Origin of the sequence: Bradyrhizobium sp. UFLA03-84, assembly GCF_002289535.1 — a bacterium.
GTDB classification, from domain to species: domain Bacteria; phylum Pseudomonadota; class Alphaproteobacteria; order Rhizobiales; family Xanthobacteraceae; genus Bradyrhizobium; species Bradyrhizobium viridifuturi.
Genome location: NZ_NSJY01000019.1, coordinates 291329 through 317155, shown reverse-complemented (window position 1 = coordinate 317155; position 25827 = coordinate 291329). Strand labels below are relative to the sequence as shown.

Annotated in this window: 27 protein-coding genes and 1 tRNA gene; 15 read left to right on the top strand and 13 right to left on the bottom strand. The window is 65.3% G+C overall.

The window, feature by feature from the left end; translation table 11 throughout:
* Positions 1-263 precede the first annotated feature (263 nt).
* The 3 genes from CK489_RS39105 to CK489_RS39095 all read right to left on the bottom strand — a co-directional run bounded on the left by CK489_RS39105 (position 264) and on the right by CK489_RS39095 (position 2501).
* Positions 264-338 (bottom strand) — tRNA-Val (locus CK489_RS39105).
* A 113-nt stretch (positions 339-451) separates the two neighbouring features.
* Entirely contained in the window at positions 452-1747 is a 1296-nt protein-coding gene (locus CK489_RS39100; protein WP_095736055.1) for a coiled-coil domain-containing protein, read from the bottom strand.
* A 148-nt stretch (positions 1748-1895) separates the two neighbouring features.
* Positions 1896-2501 carry a DUF1134 domain-containing protein gene (locus CK489_RS39095; RefSeq protein ID WP_050420523.1) on the bottom strand — a complete coding sequence of 202 codons (606 nt, stop codon included), beginning with the start codon at positions 2499-2501 and terminating at the stop codon, positions 1896-1898.
* Positions 2502-2654: 153 nt separating this feature from the next.
* Between CK489_RS39095 and CK489_RS39090 the strand changes: the two genes are divergently transcribed.
* Positions 2655-3119, top strand: coding sequence for a YHS domain-containing (seleno)protein (locus CK489_RS39090; protein ID WP_095736054.1), 465 nt, complete (start codon positions 2655-2657; stop codon positions 3117-3119).
* On the opposite strand, the gene cysQ is transcribed toward CK489_RS39090, so the two are convergent.
* On the bottom strand, positions 3120-3947 hold the full coding sequence (gene cysQ / locus CK489_RS39085; protein WP_095736053.1) for a 3'(2'),5'-bisphosphate nucleotidase CysQ: 828 nt from the start codon (positions 3945-3947) through the stop codon (positions 3120-3122). It abuts the gene before it with no gap.
* Positions 3948-4098: 151 nt separating this feature from the next.
* Between cysQ and chpT the strand changes: the two genes are divergently transcribed.
* The 6 genes from chpT (at position 4099) to CK489_RS39055 (ending at position 10703) form a co-directional block, all read left to right on the top strand.
* Positions 4099-4746 (top strand): histidine phosphotransferase ChpT, encoded by a 648-nt coding sequence (gene chpT / locus CK489_RS39080; protein ID WP_095736052.1) that lies wholly within the window; start codon positions 4099-4101, stop codon positions 4744-4746.
* A gap of 202 nt (positions 4747-4948) precedes the next feature.
* Positions 4949-7681: a hybrid sensor histidine kinase/response regulator gene (locus CK489_RS39075; RefSeq protein WP_095732197.1), complete on the top strand. Its 2733-nt coding sequence runs from the start codon at positions 4949-4951 to the stop codon at positions 7679-7681.
* 14 nt (positions 7682-7695) lie between these two features.
* Positions 7696-8163 carry a chemotaxis protein CheW gene (locus CK489_RS39070; RefSeq protein ID WP_095736051.1) on the top strand — a complete coding sequence of 156 codons (468 nt, stop codon included), beginning with the start codon at positions 7696-7698 and terminating at the stop codon, positions 8161-8163.
* A gap of 63 nt (positions 8164-8226) precedes the next feature.
* A complete protein-coding gene (locus CK489_RS39065) occupies positions 8227-8592 on the top strand; it encodes a response regulator (protein ID WP_021081912.1) in 366 nt (121 codons plus the stop codon).
* Positions 8593-8667: 75 nt separating this feature from the next.
* Entirely contained in the window at positions 8668-9834 is a 1167-nt protein-coding gene (locus tag CK489_RS39060; RefSeq protein WP_095736050.1) for a protein-glutamate methylesterase/protein-glutamine glutaminase, read from the top strand.
* Positions 9831-10703 (top strand): CheR family methyltransferase, encoded by an 873-nt coding sequence (locus CK489_RS39055; RefSeq protein ID WP_095736049.1) that lies wholly within the window; start codon positions 9831-9833, stop codon positions 10701-10703. Before CK489_RS39060 ends, CK489_RS39055 begins: the two co-directional genes overlap by 4 nt.
* 56 nt (positions 10704-10759) lie before the next feature.
* On the opposite strand, the gene CK489_RS39050 is transcribed toward CK489_RS39055, so the two are convergent.
* The 4 genes from CK489_RS39050 to CK489_RS39035 all read right to left on the bottom strand — a co-directional run bounded on the left by CK489_RS39050 (position 10760) and on the right by CK489_RS39035 (position 13112).
* Complete coding sequence (locus CK489_RS39050) at positions 10760-11917, bottom strand: glutathionylspermidine synthase family protein (RefSeq protein WP_095736048.1); 1158 nt, start codon at positions 11915-11917, stop codon at positions 10760-10762.
* 27 nt (positions 11918-11944) lie between these two features.
* Positions 11945-12166, bottom strand: coding sequence for a hypothetical protein (locus tag CK489_RS39045; protein WP_095736047.1), 222 nt, complete (start codon positions 12164-12166; stop codon positions 11945-11947).
* Positions 12167-12274: 108 nt separating this feature from the next.
* Positions 12275-12691 carry a hypothetical protein gene (locus CK489_RS39040; RefSeq protein ID WP_050626627.1) on the bottom strand — a complete coding sequence of 139 codons (417 nt, stop codon included), beginning with the start codon at positions 12689-12691 and terminating at the stop codon, positions 12275-12277.
* 16 nt (positions 12692-12707) lie between these two features.
* Positions 12708-13112, bottom strand: coding sequence for a DUF350 domain-containing protein (locus tag CK489_RS39035; RefSeq protein ID WP_050626628.1), 405 nt, complete (start codon positions 13110-13112; stop codon positions 12708-12710).
* A gap of 221 nt (positions 13113-13333) precedes the next feature.
* Here CK489_RS39035 and CK489_RS39030 point away from each other — a divergent pair, with 221 nt between their 5' ends.
* Genes CK489_RS39030 through CK489_RS39025 form a run of 3 tightly spaced genes read left to right on the top strand, consistent with a single transcriptional unit; the run spans position 13334 to position 16415 of the window.
* Positions 13334-13591: a hypothetical protein gene (locus CK489_RS39030; RefSeq protein WP_143278321.1), complete on the top strand. Its 258-nt coding sequence runs from the start codon at positions 13334-13336 to the stop codon at positions 13589-13591.
* Between the two features lie 21 nt (positions 13592-13612).
* Complete coding sequence (locus tag CK489_RS41630) at positions 13613-14800, top strand: hypothetical protein (protein ID WP_158226567.1); 1188 nt, start codon at positions 13613-13615, stop codon at positions 14798-14800.
* Between the two features lie 10 nt (positions 14801-14810).
* Positions 14811-16415: a S53 family peptidase gene (locus tag CK489_RS39025; RefSeq protein ID WP_158226566.1), complete on the top strand. Its 1605-nt coding sequence runs from the start codon at positions 14811-14813 to the stop codon at positions 16413-16415.
* Between the two features lie 63 nt (positions 16416-16478).
* Here the strand turns inward: CK489_RS39025 and ctrA are convergent, their stop codons facing one another.
* Positions 16479-17180 (bottom strand): response regulator transcription factor CtrA, encoded by a 702-nt coding sequence (gene ctrA, locus CK489_RS39020; protein ID WP_016848562.1) that lies wholly within the window; start codon positions 17178-17180, stop codon positions 16479-16481.
* Positions 17181-17547: 367 nt separating this feature from the next.
* Here ctrA and fliI point away from each other — a divergent pair, with 367 nt between their 5' ends.
* From fliI to CK489_RS39000, 4 genes are all read left to right on the top strand, one after another.
* Positions 17548-18873 (top strand): flagellar protein export ATPase FliI, encoded by a 1326-nt coding sequence (fliI, locus tag CK489_RS39015; protein WP_095736044.1) that lies wholly within the window; start codon positions 17548-17550, stop codon positions 18871-18873.
* A 108-nt stretch (positions 18874-18981) separates the two neighbouring features.
* Positions 18982-19401 carry a flagellar export protein FliJ gene (gene fliJ / locus CK489_RS39010; RefSeq protein WP_021081901.1) on the top strand — a complete coding sequence of 140 codons (420 nt, stop codon included), beginning with the start codon at positions 18982-18984 and terminating at the stop codon, positions 19399-19401.
* A gap of 202 nt (positions 19402-19603) precedes the next feature.
* The gene (locus CK489_RS39005) at positions 19604-20149 is read left to right on the top strand and encodes a sigma-70 family RNA polymerase sigma factor (protein WP_050425319.1); all 546 of its coding nucleotides are present in this window, start codon (positions 19604-19606) and stop codon (positions 20147-20149) included.
* Positions 20150-20152: 3 nt separating this feature from the next.
* The gene (locus CK489_RS39000) at positions 20153-21133 is read left to right on the top strand and encodes an anti-sigma factor (RefSeq protein ID WP_095736043.1); all 981 of its coding nucleotides are present in this window, start codon (positions 20153-20155) and stop codon (positions 21131-21133) included.
* Positions 21134-21452: 319 nt separating this feature from the next.
* Here the strand turns inward: CK489_RS39000 and CK489_RS38995 are convergent, their stop codons facing one another.
* The 4 genes from CK489_RS38995 to CK489_RS41625 form a co-directional block, all read right to left on the bottom strand.
* On the bottom strand, positions 21453-21653 hold the full coding sequence (locus tag CK489_RS38995; RefSeq protein WP_095736042.1) for a hypothetical protein: 201 nt from the start codon (positions 21651-21653) through the stop codon (positions 21453-21455).
* A 421-nt stretch (positions 21654-22074) separates the two neighbouring features.
* Positions 22075-24207 carry a flagellar biosynthesis protein FlhA gene (gene flhA / locus CK489_RS38990; RefSeq protein ID WP_050626634.1) on the bottom strand — a complete coding sequence of 711 codons (2133 nt, stop codon included), beginning with the start codon at positions 24205-24207 and terminating at the stop codon, positions 22075-22077.
* Positions 24208-24503: 296 nt separating this feature from the next.
* Positions 24504-24800: a hypothetical protein gene (locus tag CK489_RS38985; RefSeq protein ID WP_050626635.1), complete on the bottom strand. Its 297-nt coding sequence runs from the start codon at positions 24798-24800 to the stop codon at positions 24504-24506.
* Positions 24801-24904: 104 nt separating this feature from the next.
* Positions 24905-25114, bottom strand: a complete 210-nt coding sequence (locus CK489_RS41625) for a hypothetical protein (RefSeq protein WP_158226565.1) — start codon at positions 25112-25114, stop codon at positions 24905-24907.
* A gap of 192 nt (positions 25115-25306) precedes the next feature.
* Here CK489_RS41625 and CK489_RS38980 point away from each other — a divergent pair, with 192 nt between their 5' ends.
* The gene (locus CK489_RS38980) at positions 25307-25816 is read left to right on the top strand and encodes a hypothetical protein (RefSeq protein ID WP_244485977.1); all 510 of its coding nucleotides are present in this window, start codon (positions 25307-25309) and stop codon (positions 25814-25816) included.
* Positions 25817-25827: the final 11 nt, after the last annotated feature.

Here is a 25827-nt window from a genome sequence, read left to right as displayed (position 1 = left end):
GAAATCCCAGTTCGTCGCGCGTGGCACCTGAGCAACAGCAGCGAAGACGCTGCTGGCAGGCTCGTAGGTGCAGCCGAGGGGGCCGCCTACGATGGTATTCGGATCAGCCAAGCGCTTTGATCAGCCTCGAAATCGCAGCGGCCGGACAGGAAGCGATTCTTGGCTAGCCGTGCCGCAAGCGATGTGCCCCCGTTGTGCCCCGACTCCTCTGGGGCACACGCTAAGGGAATCAATCTATTAAATCGTTGAAATCTGGAGCTAAATGGTGGACGCACAAGGGATCGAACCTTGGACCTCTCCCGTGTGAAGGGAACGCTCTCCCGCTGAGCTATGCGTCCGGGATATGACGTGCCAAAGGCCGCTGGTCGGCGGTCGGTCGATAAAGGCGCTTCGTCAGAGCGTGCGATTTACGAAGTGCCGGGTAGGGGTGTCAAGCCAAACCCTGCGTAAATCAGGCTCCCTGCTGGCGGGCGCGGGAGGCGTGTGACTGCAGCGCCCGGATGCGTTCGGCGAGCGTGCCGCCGCCTTCGGGCATCCCGCTGCCGGGGGCGGTGCCGTTTGCGGCACCGTTGGCCGGCTTGGAGGCGGCCTTGGCCGGCACGGTCGGCTCGGCCGCCAGCATGGCCTCGATCGCCGAATTGGGGCCCTCGAGCTGGATCGCGAGCTTGGCCACTTCGGCCGCGATGTCGTTGATGCGCTCGCGCAGCAGTGCGTTCTCCATCCGCTCGGTCGCCCAGGAGCTCTCGGCCTGTTGCTGGATCGCGTTGATGTCGCGCTGCAGCTTGCCGCGCTCGTCGCGGGCTGTGCGCAGCTGCTCTTCGAGTGCAGCCTTCTCCTGACGCAGCTTCTCGAGCACGGACGATTTGCCGCCGCCCGTCGCGGCGATCTCCTCGCGCAGCTCCTGCACCGTCCGCTCGGCGGCGGCGTTGGCCTGCTTGAGCTGGCCGTTCTCGAACTCGCGCTCGGCGAGTAGCTTGCCCTGGGTCGCAAGCCGCGTCTCCAGATCGGTGACGCGGTTGCCGAGCATCTCGGCTTCCTTGACCTGGACGATCAGCTGGCGGTCGAGGTCGGTGACGCGCTGGCTCAGATTCTCGACCCGGCCGCGCGCGTCGGTGAGATCGCGGGTGACAGTCTCGGACTGGCTGCGTTCCTGGGCGAGGCGAGCCTCGGTGGCGGCGAATTCCCTCGCGGCATCGCCGACCCGGTTCTTCAACTCCTCGACCTGGGTCCGCACCGCGACCAGCTCGACCTGGCGGCTGTCGGCCGTCATCGAGCGGTCGCTGAGCTCGGCGTTGATCCTGCCAAGCTCGCCCTGCTTGTCGGTCAGTGCCTGCTCGGCGGTGCGCAGCAGCTCGGTCTTGGCGCCGAATTCTTCCTCGGTGGCGCGCAACTGCTCCTTCATCGCCTTCTCGCGCGCCTCCAGGGCGAAGATCGCGGCGTTCTTCTCGCCCAGCTCGATCTTCATGCGGTTGATCGCGTCGGTCTTCTTGCCGAGCTCGGCGAGCTGGCTCGTGGTCTTGCTCTTGAGCTGGTCGACGCTCATCTCGAGCCGGCGGGCCGACATGGCGAATTCGGCGCGGAGCTGGTCCTTGTCGGCCTGGATCTCGGCCATCGACAGCGGAGTGGCCGCTTCCATCCGGCGCGTGGTCAGCCGCACCGCCCGGTTATGCACCAGCGGCACGATCATCAGGCCACACAGCATCGAGATCAGGAAACCGATCGCCGCGTACATGATCGGCTCGATCATGAAAGATCACTCCAGGAAAAGAAGAAAGAATTTGTTAATCACAATGCCACGGCGGGCCAGCCGAAGGCCAGCCCGTTTGCCGCGTTAAGGTGAATCGCTAACGGGTGCCGGTGCGCCCCGGCGCATCACCCGACTAGGGGTTTGCGACCTAGAACGGGTTCCAGGTCGCGCGCGGGGTGTATTTGAGATAGCCGACGCTGGCGCCGAGCCGCAAGCCGATGCCCGAGCGAATCGGGACCAGCACGATGTTGTTGGCGGTCAGTGCCGTCATGCCGAAGCCGCCGACGATATAGGCGGAGCCGTCGATGCCGACGAAGCGCTGGTAGATCGCCTGCGTCGAGGGCAGGTTGTAGACCAGCGTCATGGTGCGGGCGCCGTCGCCGCCCCAGTCGAAGCCGACCGAGGGGCCCTGCCAATAGACCCGGAGGTCGCCGGCGTTCTTGGTGTAGAGCGTGCCTTCGCCATAGCGCAGTCCGGCCACGAACGCGCCGGAGCCTTCCTCGCCGAGCACATAACCGTTGGGCAGACCCCATTGGCTGACCGCGCGCTCGATCACCGAGGCGAGCCCGCGCGAAACGTTGCCGAAGAACTTGTGTCCGGCGCCGACCAGTTCGTCGGGCCCGTAAGTATACGGGGTCGGTTCGCGCTGCGGCGGCGGATATTGCGGTGGTGGGGGCTGCTGCGCGGACGCCCCTGCGCTCCAGCACATCAGCGCGGCAAACGCGACCGCGGCAAGGCGTGATGCGAAAGTCATTAAGAACCCCTGCTATCGAAATCCGGGCGTTGCCCTTTAACCTGATGCCAACAGGCACGGCTCTAGGTTGCGCCCAGTGTCCCCTCGACTCGGATGTTATCGGTATCAACTATGACGGCACAACGGCAGGAAAGATATGGATCGTGCCGGGGCATGGCGTTTTTCGGCCTGTTGGCGGGCATTTTGGCGGCCATCTGGCCCGCTTTGCCTGTTCGGGCCACCACGACCGAGCGCGTGGTGACGAACCGCTACTCCGGCCTTGCGATCGAGGGATTCGATCCCGTCGCCTATTTCACCGACGCTGCCGCCACCCAGGGGCGTCCGGAATTCGAGGCCGCCGACAGCGGCGCGGTTTGGCGTTTTCGCAACGAGGGTAACCGCGCCTCCTTCGTGGCACATCCGGAAATCTATGGCCCACAGTTCGGCGGCTACGATCCGACCGATCTGGTGCGGGGCGTGACCTGCGCCGGCAATCCGCGCTTCTGGGCCGTCGTCGGGAACAGGCTCTATCTGTTCAACCGGGAACACAGCCGCGACGCCTTTGCCGCCGATCCCACGCGCTTCCTGAAGCAAGCCACCGCGCGCTGGCCGGAGCTGGAAGAAAATCTCGCGCAGTAATCACGGAGCCGCGGCCGGGTCGCCCCATGCGATGAATTCCGGCACCAGAAAGTTTTCGCGGCCGAGCCCGAAATGCAGGGGGTGCCCGTGCGAATCGGTCACCTTGCCGCCGGCCGCAACGATCACCGCATGACCGGCCGCCACATCCCATTCTGAAGTGGGCGAGAGCCGGGGATAGATATCGACCTCACCCTCGGCGACACGGCCGAACTTGACCGCCGATCCCAGCACGGCGCGGACGCCGTTGCCGCGTACGTCGATGAAGGCCTCGGTGCGCGGATCGCCATGCGAGCGGCTGACCGCAACCGTCCACGGCGCGCCGCGCGGCGGACAAGGACGGGTCTTGATCGGCACGGCCTGCGAAACCGCGTTGCCTTGCAGCGTCAGCCGCTCGGCGCCCTTGCCGACGATGCCGCGCCAGATCAGTCCGAGCGCGGGTGCGCCGACGATGCCGAGTAGCGGCACGCCATGCGTGACCAGCGCCACATTGACGGTGAACTCGTTGCGGCCGGCGACGAACTCCTTGGTGCCGTCGAGCGGATCGATCAGGAAGAAACTGTCCTTGTAGGGCGGCGTCGCCAGATGCACGCGCTCCTCCGACAGAAGCGATATATGCGGTGCCAGCCGTGTCAGCCCCTCGACGATGATGTGGTCGGCGGCAAGATCGGCCTCGGTGACCGGCGAGCCGTCACTCTTGCCGGTCACATGCATGGCGGAACGGTTGACCGCGAGAATCGCCTCGCCGGCCCGGATCACAAGTTCGGTCAGTGATTCGAGCAGCGTGGCGGCCTTGTCGCAGTCGACGGTGGCCGATTGTGCCTTATTCATGAGCGGGTCTCATATCCTGTTCGTCTTCCCCTGAGATCATGATGCCAGTCCCGCCGCAAGCTGGCAGCATCCGTCTGCCCGGTGTATCAAGCCGACAGGCATGCGTGATTCGCACTCCTCGATCGGCGTGCGGCTTTCCAGGAAACAATTGATGTCTGGCACTTCGTCTCCCGGTCCCGCTCCCGATGCACTCGAGCTCGCAGCGCTGCTGTGCTCGAAAGTCTGTCACGATCTCATCAGTCCGGTGGGCGCAATCGTCAATGGGCTTGAGGTCCTTGACGACAATCCGAAGCCCGAAGATCGCGACTTCGCGCTCGATCTGATCCGCAAGAGCGCGAAGACCGCGTCAGCCCGGCTGCAGTTCTGTCGGCTGGCATTCGGCGCCGCCGGTTCCTCCGGCGCGCAGATCGATCTCGGCGACGCCCAGAACATGGCGAAGGGGCATATCGAGGACGGCAAGGTCACGCTGACCTGGAATTTGCCGCGGCTGCTGCTGCCCAAGAACCGGGTCAAGCTGCTGCTGAACATGCTGGTGATCGCGCAGCAGACGATCCCGCGCGGCGGCACGCTCAATGTCGATCCGGTCGGCGAGGGTGACGCGACGATCTTCCAGATCACATCCGCCGGGCTCAATGCCCGCGTGCCGCAGAACATCGTCGATATCCTCAACGGGACGTCGGCGAACACGGTCGATGCGCATGCGGTTCAGCCATACTACACGCGCCTGCTCGCGGAAGCCTGCGGGCTGAAGGTGACGCTCACGCTCGACGGCGACAAGGTTATTGTCGCCGCAGCCTGAAGGCAGCCGCGCGAACATCATTAATCAAAGGTTACGACCGGCCGCGCGATTCAATCGCGCGGCCTTATCTCTTTGTTGATCCCGTTCTTTTCCATTTACTCAACCAAACTTAAACGCTTTGCGGAGAAGCTGACCCAAGTTCCGTCAGGCGCGTGGATGTCGCGCGCCGCAGCGTTTTCGGCGTTTTTCGAAGGTTGGTTTCATGGACGATCTGTTGCGCGAGTTCCTGACGGAGAGCAGCGAGAGCCTGGATACGGTCGACAACCAGCTGGTGCAGTTCGAACAGGATCCGAACAACGCGAAGATCCTGGACAACATTTTCCGCCTTGTGCACACGATCAAGGGGACCTGCGGCTTCCTCGGGCTGCCGCGACTGGAAGCGCTGGCGCATGCCGGCGAGACCTTGATGGGCAAATTCCGCGACGGCATGCCGGTGAAGGCCGAAGCGGTGACGCTGATCCTGTCCTCGATCGACCGCATCAAGGAGATCCTTGGCGGGCTCGAGGCGACCGAGGCGGAGCCCGAGGGCAACGACCGCGATCTGATCGATCAGCTCGAAGCGATGGTCGAGCACGGCATGGCGGCGATGGCTGCTGCTGATGCCGCCGCTGAAGAGGACGTGCCGGTCGTCGAAGCGCCGTCCGTGCAGGCAGCAATGACCGAAGGCACGCTGGTGGTGCAGACGCTGGAGCGTCCGTTGCGTCCGGGCGAGGTCTCGCTCGACGAGCTCGAGCGCGCCTTCCGCGAGACCGAGACGGAAGTCGCCGCGCCCGCGCCGGCTCCTGCGGCGAAGGTCGTTGCCGCTGCAGCGCCTGCCGCCGAGGCCGCTGAACCCGCCAGGAAGCCGGCCCGCAAGGCCGCCGCCGAAGACGTCCAGGAAGGCGACAAGATCGCCAACCAGTCGATCCGGGTCAATGTCGATACCCTCGAACACCTGATGACCATGGTCTCCGAGCTGGTCTTGACCCGCAACCAGCTCTTGGAGATCTCAAGGCGTAACGAGGACACCGAGTTCAAGGTGCCGCTGCAGCGGCTCTCCAACGTCACCGCCGAGCTGCAGGAAGGCGTCATGAAGACGCGGATGCAGCCGATCGGCAATGCCTGGCAGAAGCTGCCGCGCATCGTCCGCGACCTCTCCGGCGAACTCGGTAAGCAGATCGAGCTCGAGATGCACGGCGCCGACACCGAGCTCGACCGCCAGGTGCTCGACCTGATCAAGGATCCGTTGACGCACATGGTGCGCAACTCCGCCGATCATGGGCTGGAGACCACCGCGGAGCGGGTCGCGGCCGGCAAGCCCGAGCAGGGCACCATTCGGCTCTCCGCCTATCACGAAGGCGGCCACATCATCATCTGCATCGCCGACAATGGCCGCGGGCTCAACACCGAGCGGATCAAGGCCAAGGCGCTCCAGAACGGTCTCGTCACCGAGGCTGAGCTGGAGAAGATGACCGAGGCCCAGATCCACAAGTTCATCTTCGCGCCGGGCTTCTCGACCGCCGCCCAGGTGACCTCGGTGTCCGGCCGCGGCGTCGGCATGGACGTGGTGCGCACCAACATCGACCAGATCGGCGGCACCATCGACATCAAGAGCGTGGCCGGCGAAGGCGCTTCGGTCACCATCAAGATCCCGCTGACCCTTGCGATCGTCTCGGCGCTGATCGTGGAAGCCGGCGGCGACCGCTTTGCGATTCCCCAATTGTCCGTGGTCGAGCTGGTGCGGGCCCGCGCCAACTCCGAGCACCGCATCGAGCGGATCAAGGACACCGCAGTCTTGCGGCTGCGCAACAAGCTCTTGCCGCTGATCCATCTGAAGAAGCTGCTGAAGATCGACGACGGCGCGACCCCGACCGACGCCGAGAACGGCTTCATCGTGGTGACGCAGGTCGGCAGCCAGACCTTCGGCATCGTGGTCGACGGCGTGTTCCACACCGAGGAGATCGTGGTCAAGCCGATGTCGACCAAGCTGCGGCACATCGACATGTTCTCCGGCAACACCATTTTGGGCGATGGCGCCGTGATCATGATCATCGATCCCAACGGCATTGCCAAAGCCTTGGGCGCCTCCGGCTCCTCGGCCCATGACATGGCCGACGACAATGCCAACGCCCATGCCGCGAGCGGCGAGCAGCTGACCTCGCTCCTGGTGTTCCGCGCCGGCTCCAGCCAGCCCAAGGCGGTGCCGCTCGGCCTCGTCACCCGGCTCGAGGAGATCGCAACCGACAAGATCGAGCTCTCGAACGGCCGCTACATGGTGCAGTACCGCGAGCAGCTGATGCCGCTGGTGCAGATGGCGGGCGTCGAGGTGCAGAGCCAAGGGTCGCAGCCGATCCTGGTGTTTGCCGACGACGGCCGCTCGATGGGGCTCGTGGTCGACGAGATCATCGACATCGTCGAGGAGAAGCTCAACATCGAGGTCGCGGGCTCCCAGGACGGTATTTTGGGCTCGGCCGTGATCAAGGGCCAGGCCACCGAGGTGATCGACGTCGGCCACTTCCTGCCGATGGCGTTTGCCGACTGGTTCTCGCGCAAGGAGATGCGGCCGTCGGCTTCGGCACAGTCCGTCCTTCTCGTCGACGACTCGGCGTTCTTCCGCAACATGCTGGCGCCGGTCTTGAAGGCCGCCGGCTACAAGGTGCGGACCGCGCCGAATGCCCAGGAAGGCCTCGCCGCGCTGCGCTCGGGGCAAAGCTTCGACGTCGTGCTGACCGACATCGAGATGCCGGAGATGAACGGGTTCGAGTTCGCCGAGAACATCCGCAGCGATCACAATTTCAACCAGCTGCCGATCATCGCACTGTCGGCGATGGTGTCGCCGGCGGCGATCGAGCGCGGCCGGCAGGCCGGCTTCCATGACTATGTCGCCAAGTTCGATCGTCCCGGGCTGATCGCGGCGCTGAAAGAGCAGACCGCCGAGTTGCGGCGCGCCGCTTGAAGGAAACAGCATCGATGACCAAGACCGAGACCAGTGAAGGCGCGATGGCCGAATACGTCACCGCCGTGATCGGCGGGCAGCTGTTCGGGCTGCCGATCTCCCGGGTGCAGGACGTGTTCATGCCGGAGCGGCTGACGCGGGTGCCGCTGGCCTCCAGCGAGATCGCCGGCGTGCTCAATTTGCGCGGCCGCATCGTCACCGTGGTCGACATGCGCGCCCGGCTCGGGCTGCCGAAGGCCGACGACGGCCAGCTGCCGATGGCGGTCGGGGTCGACCAGCGCGGCGAATCCTATGGCCTGCTGATCGACCAGATCGGCGAGGTGCTGCGGCTGCCCGACGACAGCCGCGAGGACAATCCGGTCAATCTCGATCCCCGCATGGCCAAGCTCGCCGGCGGCGTCCACCGCCTCGACGGCCAGCTCATGGTCGTCCTCGACATCGATCGCGTGCTCGAACTGGTGCCTGATGCCAAAGCGGCCTGAGACGGGCCGCTGGAATTGAAGAACTGAAACATCCCACCGGGGATGAGGAAGTAGAGGTCGCAGATGAGAACCTGTCTTGTTGTCGATGACTCAAGCGTCATTCGCAAGGTCGCCCGCCGTATCCTGGAAGGGCTCGATTTCACGATCGTCGAGGCCGAGGACGGCGCGAAAGCGCTCGAGGCCTGCAAGCGCGCGATGCCGGAAGCCGTGCTGCTCGACTGGAACATGCCTGTCATGGACGGCTACGAATTTCTCGGCAATCTCCGTCGCATGCCCGGCGGCGATCAGCCCAAGGTCGTGTTCTGCACCACCGAGAATGACGTCGCGCATATCGCACGCGCGCTGCATGCCGGTGCCAACGAGTACATCATGAAGCCGTTCGACCGGGACATCGTCACCGCGAAGTTCCAGGAAGTCGGGCTGATCTAAGTCTACGTTCGATCCGGCGGCAGAAGCCTTCGGCTCAACGGTTGTTGTGCGTCGTGTTGCGTCGCTGGTGAAGTCATGAGTGTTGCGTTGACAAGTACTGCGGTTCCGACATCGACCCGTTCCGACAAGGTGCGGGTGATGGTGGTCGACGATTCCGTGGTGATCCGCGGGATGATCTCGCGCTGGATCGGCGCCGAATCCGACATGGAGGTCGTGGCCTCGCTGCGCACCGGCCTCGACGCCGTCAACCAGCTCGAGCGCATCAATCCCGACGTCGCGGTGCTCGATATCGAGATGCCCGACCTCGACGGCATCTCGGCGCTGCCCCAGCTGCTGGCGAAGAAGCGTGATCTCGTCGTCATCATGGCCTCTACGCTGACCCGCCGCAACGCGGAGATCAGCCTGAAGGCGCTCTCGCTCGGTGCGTCCGACTACATTCCGAAGCCGGAGAGCACGCGCGAGGCGACCGCCGCCGAAACCTTCCGCCACGACCTGATCCAGAAGATCCGTCACCTCGGCGCCAAGGCGCGGCGCGGCGTGGTACACACCACGGCAAGCCCGCCGCTCGCGCCCGCTCACGACAGAGCGCGTGCACCGGCTCCCGCCGCTGCGCCCGCAGCGCCGGCCCAGATCGCACGCCGTTCGTTCGGTCTGCTGCAGCCGAAGGTGCTGCTGATCGGCTCTTCCACCGGCGGGCCGCAGGCGCTGATGACATTGGTCGCAGAGATCGGCCCTGTGATCGATCGCGTCCCGGTGCTGATCACCCAGCACATGCCGCCGACCTTCACCACCATTCTCGCCGAGCATCTGGCGCGCACCAGCAAGCGGCCGGCGCATGAGGGGATCGACGGCGAGAGCATCAAGCCGGGCCAGATCTACCTGGCACCCGGTGCGCGCCATATGCGCATCGTCCGCCACGGCATCGAGGCCACCATCGCGCTCGACGACGGGCCGCCGGTCAATTTCTGCAAGCCCGCGGTGGACCCGATGTTCACCTCCGCGATCGATATCTGGCAGGGCAGCATCATGTCGGTGATCCTGACCGGTATGGGCTCCGACGGCATGCGCGGCGGCAAGGACATCGTCGCCGCCGGCGGCAGCGTGATCGCCCAGGACGAAGCCACCAGCGTGGTGTGGGGCATGCCCGGTGCTGCGGTCAATGCCGGCATCTGCGCCGCCGTGCTGCCGCTCAATCAGATCGCACCGAAGCTTGTTCGCGTGTTTGCCGGAGACCGTTCGTGACGCCGCTGGACTACGAGTATCTGCGCAAGCTGCTGAAGGAACGCTCCGGGCTCGATCTGTCGAGCGACAAGCAATATCTCGTCGAGAGCCGCCTGCTGCCTTTGGCGCGCAGGTCGAACCTTGCCGGGATTGCCGATCTCGTGCTGCGGATGAAGGGCGGCGCCGAGAAGCTGACGTCGGAGGTGGTCGAAGCGATGACCACCAACGAGACCTTCTTCTTCCGCGACAAGATCCCGTTCGATCATCTGAAGGACGCGGTGCTGCCGGCGCTGGCACAGGCGCGCGCGGCGCGCCGCAGCCTGCGGATCTGGTGCGCGGCATCGTCGACCGGGCAGGAGCCGTATTCGATCGCGATGCTGCTGAAGGAGATGACCGCGCTGTTCGCTGGCTGGCGCATCGAGATCATCGCCACCGACCTGTCGCAGGCGGTGCTGGAGAAGTCCAAGGCTGGCCTGTTCAGCCAGTTCGAGGTGCAGCGCGGCCTGCCGATCCAGCTGCTGGTGAAGTACTTCACGCAGCAGGGCGAGCTCTGGCAGCTCAACGCCGACATTCGCGGCATGGTGCAGCACCGCCAGCTCAATCTGCTGCAGGACATCTCGCATCTCGGCACCTTTGACGTGATCTTCTGCCGCAACGTGCTGATCTATTTCGATCAGCAGACCAAGGCGGGCATCTTCGGCAAGATCTCCCGGATGCTGGAGCCCGACGGCGTGCTGGCGCTCGGCGCAGCGGAATCAGTGGTCGGCATCACCAACCTGTTCAGGCCCTATCCCGACCGCCGCGGGCTCTACCAGCCCAGCACCGCTCCGGTCGCACGCGCCGGCGCCGCGTTGCATGTGCTGAAGGCGGTTGCGTCTGCTGCGCGATGAGCGCGCGTCTCCTGCGTTAGGAGGCCGAGGACTCTTTCCACGTCATTGCTTCGCTTCTACAAAATCGCGTGCGGCAGGAAGCGCGAGGTGTTGCCGGTGATCGGATTTTCGTCTTCGCGGATCGAAAGCCCGCAGGGCGTGTGGTCGACCAGCCAGCTTCCGAGCACCGGATACTGCCCGGAAAAATTCGGCAGCGGCGCCAGCGCCTGGCGGATGAAGCCTTCGGCGCCGTAGGGGCCTTGCTCGGCGACCAGCGTGACGCCGCCGCTGACCAGTTCGACGTTGGCGCCTTCGCGCGAATAGATCGGCTTGCGCACGAAGGAGGTGCCGAGCTGCGCGGCCTGCGGGTCGTCGTCGAACCAAGCCGGCAGCAAATTGGGGTGGTTTGGGAAGAGCTCCCACAACAGCGGCAGGATGCCCTTGTTGGACAGGATCGCCTTCCATGGCGGCTCGATCCATTGCGTCGGCGCGGTCGCGAGGTTCTTGCCGAACGCGTCGTGAAACATCCACTCCCACGGATAGAGCTTGAAAGCGAGCGCGATCGGGCTTTCGTCGAGATCGACGAACTGGCCGTCGTCGCGCAGCCCGATCTCCTCGATATCGAGCAGCGTCGTCTCCAGCCCGGCTTGCGCCGCGGTGTCCTCGAGATAGGCAAGCGTGCCGGCGTCCTCGGCATTGCCGGTCAGTCCGGTGAGGTGCAGCGGACGGTTGGCGCCGATCGTCTTCCAGGCCTCGATCAGCCGCTCGTGGATCGAGTTGAACTGGTCGGCACGCTTCGGGATGATGTTGCGCGCGATCGCCTGTTCGAGCCAGGTCCACTGAAACACCGCCGCTTCGAAGATCGAGGTCGGCGTGTCGGCATTGTATTCGAGCAGCTTGGCCGGGCTGCTGCCGTCGAAGGTGAGGTCGAACCGGCCGTAGAGGCTTGGATCCTTGCGGCGCCAGCTCGCCGCGATCAGGTCCCAGAACGCCTCCGGAATCTTGAGCCGGCGCAGATAGCGCTCATCCCTGACCGCGCGTCCGGCGAGCTCGAGGCACATTGCATCGATCTCGCCGGTCGGCGCCTCGATCGAACGCTCGATCTCGTCGAGCGTGAAGGCGTAGTAGGCGCGCTCGTCCCAGTAGCGTTCGCCGTCGATGGTGTGGAAGGTGAAGCCGGCGCTCTCGGCGGTGGCCTGCCAATCGTCGCGCTCGGGACATGCGATGCGTTGCATGAAGGGGACCGTGATCTCAGTTTGGTGTCAGCCGCCACCGTGCGAGGGATGCCCGAAATGGGCGAAGCCGCGCGGCGCGCCGCCGAAGCCGCCGGAGGGGTACACTGACACTTGCTCCGGGTCTCGCTTCGTTTTGTGTCCGGCATGGTGGTGGCGACTGCGGGCGTGACCTGGTGTCAGGCCGATCGACGCTGCACCGATCGCGACGCTGCCCATCATTTTCAGCCAGACCCGGCGCGAGCGTTTCATCGACGCGATCCCTGCCTTCTGCTCTGCCGTCTGCTGAGCCGCGCCGAGCTTCCATCAGCTCCGAGCGGCGGGCAAGTGAAAGCACGTGACGACACGCCAAAGTGCTCATCAGCCGCCGCCGAAACCGAATGCATGTGCGAACGAGCCGAAACCGCCGCGGCTCACCGATGAGCTTGATGTCGAGCTCGACGAGGATGAGGAGCCGCCGGACGAGGAGCTGCCACTGTAGAAGCTACTGCGCGACGAGCCGCCGCCGCTGCCGCCCGATCCGGACGACGAACTGCGCTGCGTGCAATCTGCGCCGGGTTGCGGGACGGCCGGCGCGGTGACGCCCGGCGGTGTCGGCGGGATCGGCTGGCAATTCTGCCGCGGCATCAGTGCGTATGCGCCGCCGCCGACCGCGAGCGTGCCCATCATCAGCAGCGCGACATGGTTGGAGCGCTTGGAAGGCGGATCCGGCCGCGGCGGCACCGCCGGCACGACCGGGCGCCGCTTGCCGAATTCCGGGTTGGGTTTGCGCGCCATGGTTTGGCTCAATGGCTCAGTAGATCATGCAGGCAGCGTTCAGCGCGCCTGCGGCCAGCGACGACAGCCCGAGCCAGATCGCCGCCGCCATTTCGCCGGAGGCGATCCGCGCCGACAGGTTCGGCACCGGAATCTTCACGATGTAGTAGACGATGATCTGCACGATCAGCGCGATGATGCTCCAGATCATGCAGTCGATCACATTGGCGGAGTGGGCGATGGCGCTGACCACCGGCAGCACGAAGCCGAGCAGGCTGAGGCCGAGCGCAATCGCCGCCGCCGAATCGTTGTCGCGGATCAGCTGGAATTCGTCATGCGGCGTGACGCGCGTGTAGACGAAGAGGTAGGCGACCACGGCGATCAGCGCCGTGCAGAAATAGACCAGGAACGCCGGCAGGCCGGCGAGGGATTGCAGGATCATGTGATGCGCCCGAACAGCCCTAGATGGTCATCCTATAGCTGATTGGTCGCAGTTCGCGAAGCTCCGGTTCGATCCCGCCACCGGCTTGTGCACCGATGCGCGTGGACGGCAGCCGGAAATTGCTGCGCGGCGATGTGAGCGGCTTCACAGCAGCTCCTGTGATGGTCGTCTATACGATATGCAACCAGAAGTGAATGTCGCGAATGGGCTCGGTGATCCCGATGACGACCAGTTTTGGCAACGACATCCTGCCGATGTTTCGACCAGGCGACATCGCCTGCATGGCGCCAAAGGGCGTTCGGCTCGGCGACGCCGACTGGATGGGCGACCCAGCCGGCAATGACGACTTTGCCGATCACGTCAACGCACGCCGCGTCTTCGCCGCGCTGTCGTCCGGCTTCATGCCGCCCGGTCACCGATGGTCGCAGGGCTCGCTCGATCTCTATGCGAGCTGGATGGGGGACGGATTCCAACCTTGAACCCCGATGTGGAGAGCAAAGATGCGAAGGTCGATCGACACGCTGCTCGTCTGTGGTCTGTTTGCGCTTCCCGCCGTTCCGGCCGCGGCGCAGTCGCCGCCGAATCCCGCGATGACCGCGCCGGATCAGGTCGCCTGGCAGCTCTTCATCCAGGCCAATACCCGCGCCGGCGGCAGCAATTCGACGTTCGAGACCTGGGCGAGCGATACCGACCTGTTCCAGCCCAATCCGCAGTTTCCGGCAGCCGCGACGCCGCCGTCGCTGCGCCCGCCGATCCTGCCGCAGGTGGCGCGAGAGGGCGTGCAGCAGAGCGGCGGATTGCTGCCGGCGCTGCCGCCGGGCGCCGCGCAGGGGCAGATGGAGGAGACCCGTCACAACAAGGCGACATTCGACTTCATCGTTCAGAACAACCTCTACAAGCTGTCGGGCGTGAAGGCCGCATTCGGCAAGACGCTGTCGTTCCCGGCCGATTCCATCGAGGTGAAGGGAAACTGGGTGCCGGTCAGCGACATCCCGCAATTCACCAACAACAAGGTGACGGTGGCCCAAGCGCCGCAGCTCTATCACGTCAACAGCGCGGCTGGCGTGCAGTACGCCCTGGTCTCGATGCACGTGATCAGCAAGCAGGTGCCGAACTGGACCTGGGCGACGTTCGAGCACCGCTTCAATCCGGGCCGCTGCGACATCATCGGCTGCCGCGATAGTTTCGGCGCGCAGACCGCGTTCGTGCCGTCGAACCGGACCGCGGGCCAGGGCTATCCGGATTGCGTGAAGACGCCCGCACTGGCGGCGATGCTGTCGAGCGCCGACATCGATCCCGTCTACAGCAATTACTGCCTGAAGGGATCGCAGGTCGATTTCGTCGACAATGTCGGGCTCGACATCAGGGTCGGCAACTCCGTCACCGAGGACGGCTTCGTCGCGACGTCGTCCTGCATCACCTGCCACGGCCGCGCGGCCTTCAAGGCGGACGGCACGCCCGCATCGCAGGCGGGATTCATCTCGTTTGGTCCGAATGGTCCGGTCGCGCCGCTCGGGCCGCTGCTGCCCGAATGGTACTGGAAGTTCGCAAGCCAGCCGCCGATCTTCGAGGGCAAGCCGGGCCTCACGCGGATTGCGACTGCGGCGGACTTCGTCTGGTCGATCCCGTTCTGCGCCTATGACGATACGCAAAGTCCGGTGCAGCCGACGCCATGCGCCGGGAAGTGAGGCCGCAGTGATGGCCGGCTCACGCGAGCGCAGGGTTCCGCTTCCCGGCAGCAACCGCGCCGCGCCTGATGGCGCGACGCTGGTCGGCGATGTCGATCCGAACGAGCGGATTTCCATCGTGGTCTATGTGAAGCGGCGCACGCCCGACAAGTTTGCGCCGGGCAGCGCCGGTGATCTGACTAGGCTCACGGGGCCGGTCACGCGGCACCAGCTCGCGACGCAGCGCCATCGCAGCCATGCCCGCGCCGCCGCGCGGATCGCGCGATTGGCGGCGGAGCGGGGATTCAAAGTCGTCGCCACCGATCTTGTCGCCCGCACCGTCGTGCTTGAAGGCACGGTTAGGCAGATGGCCGAGACCTTCGGCGCAACGCTTCGCATCTATCGTGACGGGCAGCGCGAATTTCGTGCGCGGGTCGGGGGCCTGACGGTGCCGGCCGAGATCGCGCCATGGACCCGCGCCATCCTCGGCTTCGATCAGCGCCCGCTCCGGACCAGGACGCCGCTGGTGCAGGCTCGGGCTGATACGGCCACGGCTGACGATACGGGGAGCGACAGCGGGTTGTGGCCGACCGAGATCGCGGCCCGCTACGGCATTCCGCTCGATCGCGACGTGTCGTCGATCTGCGTCGGCATCATCGCGCTCGGCGGCGGCTATCTGGCGAGCGATCTTGCGATGGCGCTGACCGGCATGAATCGCGAGCCGCCGGTCGTCGTCAATGTGCCGCAGACCGGTAACGACGGCGGTCTCGGCAGCAACGATGTCGCCGATCAGGAGCTCGCGCTCGACCTCCAGGTGCTCGCCGGCCTGCTGCCGAAGGCCAGGATCGTGGTCTACTTTGCCGAGAATTCCGCCGCCGGTCTCACCGACGCGATCCATCAGGCGGTATTCGATGAGGAGCATGCGCCGCAGGTGATCTCGGTCAGCTGGGGCAGTGCCGAGAAATTCTGGACCGCGCCGGGGCGCGACGCGATGCAGGCGGTGCTCGCCGATGCCGCGCGGCTGCGGGTCAGCGTGCTGTTCGCCTCTGGCGATCAGCTTGCAACCAGCGGCCTGACCGACGGCAAGGTCCATGTCTGGTTTCCGGCCTCGAGCCCCTATGCGACAAGCTGCGGCGGCACGCAGCCGGGGCTTGCCGCGGGTAATGGGTCGGCCGGAGGCGAGGCGGTCTGGAACGCCGGCGCGATCGGCACCGGCGGCGGCATCAGCGATGCGTTTCCCGTCCCTGACTATCAGTCGCATCTGACGCTGCCGAAGTCGCAGAACGACGGCGCGATCCGGCGCGGCGTGCCGGACGTCGCCTGCGCGGCCGCGGCAAGCCCGGGCTATCGCATCATTGTCAACGGGCAGGCGATGGCGATGAGCGGGACCAGCGCCGCAACCCCGCTATGGGCCGCCCTGGTCGCGATTGCGATCGCCGCGCGCGGCGAGCAGATCGGCTTCCTCAATGCGGCGCTTTACGCCAACCCCGGCGCCTTCCGCGCGGTCGAGCAGGGCAACAACCGCGTCGGCGGCAAGGGCTACGATGCCGGCCCCGGCTGGAGCGCCTGCACCGGGCTCGGTGTTCCCAGGGGCGCGGATGTTCTCGCCGCCCTGGCCGCGGTCCCGGTGGCGTAGCCTTCCAAAAACAAAAACCCCGCCATTTGCGGCGGGGTTGAGGAGGTTTGCTTGTAGAAAGCGTCAGGCGGGAATGCGTTCGTCGGCCTCGTGCGGCTCGCGCAGCACGTAGCCGCGGCCCCACACGGTCTCGATGAAGTTGCGGCCCTCGGAGGCGTTGGCGAGTTTCTTGCGGAGCTTGCAGATGAAGACGTCGATGATCTTCAGCTCCGGCTCATCCATGCCGCCGTAGAGGTGATTGAGGAACATTTCCTTGGTGAGCGTGGTGCCCTTGCGGAGCGAGAGCAGCTCCAGCATCTGGTATTCCTTGCCGGTCAGGTGCACGCGCTGACCGCCGACCTCAACCGTCTTGGTGTCCAGATTGACCACGAGATCGCCGGTCTGGATGACCGACTGGGCGTGACCCTTGGAGCGGCGGACGATCGCGTGGATGCGGGCGACCAGCTCGTCCTTGTGGAAGGGTTTGGTCATGTAGTCGTCGGCGCCGACGCCGAGACCCTTGACCTTGTCCTCGATGCCGGCGAGGCCGGAGAGGATCAGAATGGGAGTCTTGATCTTCGACACCCGGAGCTGCTTGAGCACGTCGTAGCCGGACATGTCGGGCAGGTTGAGGTCGAGCAGGATGATGTCGTAGTCGTAAAGCTTGCCGAGATCGACGCCTTCTTCACCGAGATCCGTCGTGTAGACGTTGAAACTCTCGGATTTGAGCATCAATTCGATCGACTGCGCGACGGCGCTATCATCTTCAATCAGCAAAACGCGCATGCCAGTCCCCTATAGTCGCCGCTCCGGGCGTCAGGTCGGCCGCACTTGCGGCACTCACAAAACGCCTTTGAACAACTGATTCGGATCCTGACGAGATATGGTTAACAAAAACTGATTCCTCGACGCAAGCTCTAACCGTGCAATTTTTGTCGAATCGCCCTAAGATATTGCGTAGAAGAAGCTTTTCCTAACCGCGCTCGTTCAGTTTCCACATTAAGAGACGGGCCTAACCGACTCTCGCGACTCGCCCTTCTTCTGATGGGCAAGCGACCTCAGTCACCAAAGACAGTGACGCAATGATTAATGATGCGGGTAAACACGAAGTTAAGCGGCTGGAGCAAAATCGCGGAAACTTAAGGTTTTCGCAATGAAGGCCCTCGCGGAGCAGATCGGCGACATCGACGGCGTCAATATTTATGGCCGTGTCGTCGGCGTCCGCGGGCTGATGGTCGAGATCGCGGGGCCGATTCACGCGATGTCGGTCGGCGCCCGCATCGTGATCGACGTCGGCGCCGGCCGCTTCATCCCGGCCGAGGTGATCGGCTTCTCCGGCGAGAACGCGGTGGTGATGCCGTTCGGCGGGCTCGAGGGTGTCAGGCGCGGCTGCCGCGCCATGATCGCCAATGCGGCGAGCCAGGTGCGGCCGTCGCCGGCCTGGCTCGGCCGCGTCGTCAATGCGATGGGCGAACCGATCGACGGCAAGGGCCCGCTGGTGCAGGGCGCCTCGCCGATGTCCTACCGCAACTCGCCGCCGCCGGCGCATTCGCGCAGGCGGGTCGGGCCGCCGCTCGACCTCGGCGTCCGCGGGCTTAATACTTTCCTGACCTGCTGCCGCGGCCAGCGGCTCGGCATCTTCGCCGGAAGCGGCGTCGGCAAGTCGGTGCTGCTGTCGATGCTGGCCCGCAACGTCGATGCCGCGATCTCGGTGATCGGGCTGATCGGCGAACGCGGCCGCGAGGTGCAGGAATTCCTCCAGGAGGATCTCGGCGAGGACGGGCTGGCGCGCTCGGTGGTGGTGGTCGCGACCTCGGACGAGCCGGCGCTGATGCGGCGCCAGGCGGCGTACCTCACGCTGGCCATCGCGGAGTATTTCCGCGACGAGGACCAGGATGTGCTTTGCCTGATGGACTCGGTGACGCGCTTTGCGATGGCGCAGCGCGAGATCGGGCTCTCGGCGGGCGAGCCGCCGACCGCCAAGGGCTACACGCCGACCGTGTTCACCGAATTGCCGAAGCTCCTTGAGCGCGCAGGGCCGGGCACCGGCGCCGGCACCATCACCGCAATCTTCACCGTGCTGGTCGACGGTGACGATCACAACGAGCCGATCGCCGACGCGGTGCGCGGCATCCTCGACGGTCACATCGTGATGCAGCGGGCGATCGCCGAGCGCGGCCGCTATCCCGCCGTCAATATCCTCAAGTCGGTCTCGCGCACCATGCCGAAGTCGGCCGACCCGAATTTCCTGCCCTTCATCAACAAGGCGCGGCAGGTGATGGCGACCTATGCCGACATGGAGGAACTGATCCGGCTCGGTGCCTACCGGCCGGGTTCCAGCCCCGAGGTCGACGAGGCGATCCGGCTGCACGAGCCGCTGGAAAGCTTCCTGCGCCAGGCCAAGGACGAGGCGACCAGTCTCGGCGACGGCTACCGGCAACTGGCTCAAATCCTGTCGGGTTTGGAAACGGAACGCTAACTTTGTCAGGCCATCATCCTCGGCACACCATAGCTATGCCGGCGGGGCCCAGCGGGGAGCCGGCTCTGTCCCGCGTTCGGATTTGGGACTTCTGGGGAGTATGAGTCGATGAAGTCACGTGAAACGCTGATCCGCCTGAAGAAATTTCAGGTCGATGAAAAGCGCCGTCGGGTTACCCAGATCGAGGGCATGATCGCCGACTTCCAGCGCATGTCCGTCGAGCTCGAGCGCGAGATCCAGACCGAGCAGGAGCGCGCCGGGATCAACGATCCCTCGCACTTCGCCTATCCCACCTATGCCAAGGCTGCGATCCAGCGCCGCGAGAACCTGACCCGCTCGGCCGACGAGCTGCGTGCCCAGCTCGACGACGCCAAGGCGCTGCTGTCGGAAGCCTTCGAGGAGCTGAAGAAGGTCGAACTGCTCGACGAGCGTGACCAGGCGCGCGAACGCGCGGAGGAGAGCGCCCGCGAGCAAGCCGACATGGATTCGATCGGCCTGATGCGGGCCCGTCTCGGCGTCATCGCCTGATCCCTCGCTCTCTCCGCTGACCATCTTGCGAGCCCGGGCCGATCGCCCGGGCTTTTTGCTGGGCGCTGTCCACAAGCCGGCCACCGGGCAGGGGACTTGGCGGATGGTGGTGTCCCAAAATATGCTACCACCGATCCGGACCGGATGATCGGCAGCGCGGTGGCAATGGGGCAATGGGGGATGCAGGCTTGGAGGGCGCTGAATGCTGACGCCGGCTGAGCTGGTCTGGCTGATCGCCGCCGTCGCCAAAGGGGATGAGGCCGCCTTTGAGCGGCTGTACGCCGCGACCCGCGCGAAACTCTTTGGCGTGGTGCTCCGTATCTTGCGGCGACAGGACCTCGCCGAGGAGGTCATCCAGGAGGCTTACGTCAAGATCTGGAACAGCGCGGGGCAGTTCAACCCAGCCCTGTCTTCCCCGATCACGTGGATGACGTCGATCGCGCGCAACCGCGCCATCGATGTGGTGCGCAAGCGAGGCGAGTCCTCGCTGGAAGAGGAGCCGGCCGCGATGGAAGTCGCCGCCGACCAGCCCGATCCGCTGGCGCGACGGGAGATGACGGAAGAGTTGAAGCGGTTGCTCGAGTGCGTCGGTCGACTGGAGCCCGATCGTCAGAAGCTCGTGCTGCTCGCCTATTACAACGGCTGGAGCCGCGAGCAGCTCGCCGCAAAGTTCGAGACACCGGTGAACACGGTGAAGACCTGGCTGCGCCGCAGCCTGATGGATATCCGGGAGTGTCTTGGACTCTGATTGATGGCCTATAGCGAAGACCATATCGCGCTCGCCGCGGAATATGCGCTCGGTACGCTCGATGCCGACGAGCGCACGCAGGTCGAGACCATGATGGCCGTGGACAGCGAGTTCGCCGCGCTGGTGCAGGCCTGGGAATTCAGGCTCGGGCCGCTGAACCAGATGGTCGGCCTGGTCGAGCCGCGTCCGGTGGTCTGGGAGAACATCAAGGCGGCGATCGGCCATGCCACCGCGCCGCAGGCGCCGCTGGCGCTGTCCGAGACGCCGGCCGCGACGGTAACGCCGCCACCGCCGACGCCGATCGCAGACGATGTCGAATTCGGCTCGGCGTTCGATCCGGAGCCTTCGCAGCAACCCGGGATCCAGCAGCCGGCCGAAGTCCGGCGGCCGTCGGTCCGACCGCGCTTTGGCGACGACAGCAATGTGGTCGCGCTGACCAGCCGCGTGAAGCGCTGGCGCGGCATCGCGTCGGCCGCGACCGCGATCGCGGCTGGGCTGCTGGTGACGCTCGGCCTGCAGATCTATCGGCCCGATGCCTTGCCGAACGCGATCCGGCCGAAGCCGCGCATTCAGACCGTGGAAGTGAAGACGCCGGCGCCAGCCTTCACGCCCTCGGCGCAATATGTCGCGCTGCTGCAAGGCCAGAATGGCGGGCCGGCCTTCATCATGACTATCGACGGCGCAACCAAGAACTTCACCGTGCGCAAGGTCGGTGCCGCCTCGGAGCCCGGCAAGAGCTTCGAGCTCTGGCTGATCTCCGACAAGCTGCCGCAGCCGCGCTCGCTCGGCGTGATCGGCGCCGATGACTTCACCGCGCGTCCGGTGCTGTCGGGCTACGATCCCGACGTGATCAACGGCGCCACCTATGCGGTGACCGTCGAACAGGCCGGCGGTTCGCCGAACGGCCAGCCGACCTCGGCGCCGATCTTCACCGGCAAGCTGATCGAGACCGTGCCGCCTGCGTCAGCTTCGGCGCCGCGATAGGCCGGGCGCCTCGTCGTCGGAGACTGTCGGAAGCTGTAAACCCCGTCATTGCGAGGAGCCGAGCGGCGAAGCAATCCACGCTTCCGCAGATGCGGAGACATGGATTGCTTCGCGGAGCCCGTCATCGGGCGCGCATTTTGCGCGACCCGTTGGCTCGCAATGACGTGGAGAGAGCCATACCCGCCGCACAAAAAAGAAAACGCCCGTGGGGAGCGGGCGTTTTCGATAGTCAACTTGGGGGTAGTTGGGGGTCTTAAATATCCACGCAGCGACTTTGGGGGGCTGTAAAGAGCTACGTGAATTCCGTGAAACTCTCCTGTTAGCGGACGAGCGAGTTGTTCGTGCTGGTGATCGCGACCGGCTTGCCGGCCTTCATGATACGCGCAGTCTGGGTGTAACCCTCGTCCGACGGATTGTGTGCCGAGATGCCGAAACCAGCGACCAGGATACCGGCGACCAAGGCCACGACCACAATCTTCAGGTGCGTCGTACGATCAGCGCTGTAGATCGAGTGGTTCATGGAAGTCTCCTGCCGCCTTCCTGCTCTCTGTCAATTTGTCGGTTCGGTCTGTTGCCCGGTTCAACGTCTCGTGCCTCGCTAACGTAGGATTTGCCGATTCCGTTCCCCAGAGGGCATCACAAGGGCGTGATGAGACGTGATCGGTCGCGATCAAAGATGACCCTTTGGTAATCTGAAACGCATTAAATCAATGTAATATCAGTGCCTTGGGTCGACGCTGGAATGCTGCATCCCAGATGGGGCCGTTTCGGCCTGTTCCACATAAATCAGTTGCCTGTGGCGAGAAAACACAGACCAAAACGCGAGTGATTTGCGGCCGCTAGAGCGTTTTCGAACGAAGCGGACGCGCCCGGTTGGCGTGAAGGAACCGCGTCAGGCAACAACCCCGAGCTTCGGTTCCGTCTCGGTCAGGACCGAAGCCCTAGACGCTGCCGACCGTCTTCAGGCGGGCGCGCGGATGGATTTCGGCCTGCGACAAGACAGTGGTCTGCGAGCGGAACCGCTCCACCAGCGAGCGAACGAACGGCCGGATCGCGGCCGACGTCACCAGCACCGGCGCCTCGCCTTCGCGCGCCGCCTGTTCGAAGGCGTTGCGCACGGCGGTCATGAATTCCGAGAGCTTCGAGGGCTGCATCGCGAGGCTCCGGTCGTCGCCGGTGCCGACGATCGACTCGGCAAATGCCTGCTCCCAGCGCGCCGACAGTGCGATCAGCGGCAGGTAGCCGTTCGGCGATGTGTTCTGGGCGCAGATCTGCCGGGCGAGCCGGGCGCGGACGTGCTCGACCATGGTTGCCGGATTGCGCGAGAACGCCAACGCGTCGGCGATGCCCTCGAGGATGGTCGAGAGATCGCGGATCGAGATGCGCTCGGCGAGCAGCAATTGCAGCACGCGCTGGATGCCCGACACCGTGACCTGGCTCGGCACGATGTCCTTGATCAGCTCGCCCTGCTCCTTCGGCAGATCCTTCAACAGCTTCTGCACCTCGCCGTAGGACAGCAGATCCGACATGTTGGTCTTGAGCAGTTCGGTCAGGTGCGTCGACAACACCGTGGCGGCGTCGACCACGGTGTAGCCCTTCAGCGCGGCCTCTTCCTTCAGGCCGGCATCGACCCAGGTCGCGGGCAGGCCGAAGGTCGGCTCGATGGTATGGATGCCGGGCAATTGCACCTGGTTGCCGGCGGGGTCCATGACCATGAACTGGGCCGGCCAGATCTTGCCGCTGCCGGCGTCGACTTCCTTGATCTTGATGGCGTAGCTGTTGGCCTCGAGCTGGACGTTGTCGAGGATGCGCACTGCCGGCATCACGAAACCCATCTCGATCGCGAGCGAGCGGCGCAGCGCCTTGATCTGCTCGGTGAGGCGGTCGGTGCCGTCAGGACCGTTGACCAGCGGCAGCAGCGCGTAGCCGAGCTCGATCTTGAGGTCGTCGATCTTCAGCGCGGCGGCGATCGGCTCTTCCGCGGCGGCTGCGGCCGCGGCCGCGGCTGCAGCGGGGGCTGCGGCTGCCGCGGTTTCGGCCGCCTTCGCCGCCCGCTTCTGCTTGCGCGCGTTCCAGGCCAGCATCGCGGCGCCGGAGCCCAGCGCCAGGAAGGGCAGGGTCGGAATGCCCGGCAGCAGCCCGAGCACCAGCATGACGCCGGCCGACATGCCGAGCGCCTGCGGATAGCCGGAGAGCTGGCGCATCAGCGCCTTGTCGGCGGCGCCGGTGATGCCGGCCTTGGAGACGAGCAGGCCGGCAGCGGTCGAGACGATCAGCGCCGGCACCTGGGTGACGAGGCCGTCGCCGACGGTCAGCACGGTGTAGGTGCGGGCGGCTTCGCTGAACGAGAGGCCCTGCTGGGCGACGCCGATGATGATGCCGCCGACGATGTTGATGCCGACGATCAGGAGGCCGGCGATGGCGTCGCCGCGGACGAATTTCGAGGCACCGTCCATCGCGCCGAAGAAGCCGCTCTCGTCTTCCAGCGCCTTGCGGCGCTCCTTGGCGGCCTTCTCGTCGATCAGGCCGGCGGAGAGATCGGCGTCGATCGCCATCTGCTTGCCGGGCATCGAGTCCAACTGGAAGCGTGCCGCGACTTCGGCGATACGGCCCGAACCCTTGGTGATGACCACGAAGTTCACGATCACCAGGATCGCGAACACGATGATGCCGATCACGAAGTTGCCGCCCATCACGAAGTTGCCGAAGGCCTCGATGACGTGGCCGGCGGCCGCCGTGCCCTCGTGGCCGTGGCTCAGGATCAGCCGGGTCGAGGCCATGTTCAGCGACAGCCGCAGCATGGTCGAGATCAGGAGGATGGTTGGAAACGACGAGAATTCCAGCGGCGCCTGGATGAACAGCGAGGTCATCAGGATCAGGATCGAGACCGTGATCGAGACCGCCAGGAAGAGGTCGAGCACGATCGAGGGCAGCGGCAGGATCAGCACCACCAGGATGGTGAGGACGCCGACCGCCAGCGCGATATCGCCGCGCTTTAGGATGTCGCCGATCTCGCCGAGGCTCGGCAATCCGCTCTTGCCTGCCGTGCCCTGACCCGCCGTGACGTCGACCATGGTAGCCGCTCTCCCCCGCGACTGGCGGCCGCGGCCGCCAAGCGTCTGCGCGACGGCCGCAGGGCCGCCGTTCCGAAAGTGAGGCACCGCGCTGGCGTTCACGGGGATCTCCGCCCGTTAGACGCGTTCGACGACACTCGACTTCACTCGGCAATTCTTGCCGGGTGTATGGTTAGCAAAGGGTTAATAAGTGCTCTCTAAAGGGGTGCCGCTGGTGTCACAGGCGCTCGGGCAGGGGGATTCCGGCCGGAAAGGGCGGGCGGACCCTCCGGCTGTTCCGGGGACGGGGGCGGCCCCTATCTCAACATGCCGAGCACGGCGCCCGATGCGGCGATGAGGCCGAGCGTGATGACGCTGGCGCGCCACAGCAATTGCCGCCGGGCGGCGCGCCGGTCGTGGAACGCCAGCCAGTCATGGACAAAGCCTGCAGGGATGTCGAACACCACCGCCGACTCGCCGCGATAGTGCGTCTCATGCTCGCAATACATCGTCCGGACCGTCGGCACGCCCAGCCGTTCGAGCTCGCAATGCCACTCCCAGGCATGCTCGCCGTTGGTCCAACGATTCTCGAAAGGGATCACGTGTGATTCCATGACGAGCCTCCTGGCCCACCCTTGAACCTCACGCGGCAAATCTAGCGCAATATGCGGACCCGCGCGAGATCGGCGGCGGCCGTCTCAGGCCGGTCAAGGCGGCGTCAGTTGGCCGACGTCATCCAATTGCGCCAATGTGTCGGCTGGATGTCGAGGTGCCTGCTGCCGGCATGGTCGACCCACTCAGCGCCGTCCCGTTGGCACGGGAACATCAGCGCATGGACCATGCCGTCATAGTCGAGGATGCAGACCTCGAGCTCCCGGTCCGACGGTGCTGACGCAACGGGTAACCACTCTGCTGACGACGAATGCATGGTGAGCCTCCGACAGTGTGCGCTTCGATCCTCATACGCTGCGAGCTGCGCGCCATCCGGCGGGATGATAGGTCCGGTTGGCGAGCCGCCAGTGTGAACCGGCTCGCATTGTATCAGATTTCCTCGTCAGCATGGATCACGGTTCGGCGGACGATATTCCCGCGTTCGCCGGGAGCCTGCCGGAAGTTGAACTTGCCGGGCCCGGCGTTCGACCAACTGCGACGTGAACCCTCTTGGTCAGAGATGACAGAACCGATGCGCTGCACCATTGGCGTGATTGACGGATATGCGTTCGTGTGGCGCGGCCTGGTCGCAGCCATTTCCATTTGCGCTGCAACCGCCGCGACCGCCAAGCCGCCGGGCGCCGACGCCGTGATGATCCGCATGATCGCTTGCGAAGGTGAGGACGTCCGGATGGAGGTCTATCTGCCGCTATCGGTCGATCGCCACATGCGGGGCGGGCAATCGGTGATCGGCTACTACGCGCTCGACCTAACGGCTGTGAACAAGGGCAAGCCGCTCGAGCCGGTGCGTGTCACCCTGAGCACCGACGAGAAGATCGTGACCGTCGACCAATACCTTCGGGGCCTGCCGCCGACCCGCATTCCGGTCGCCGGTGGCACCGTCGACTTCGACCAGCGGTTCGCCACGCACGCGAAGTGCGGCCCGTTCCAGTCGCAGGATCCGAACTTCGGCAATTGACCCGGCGACTT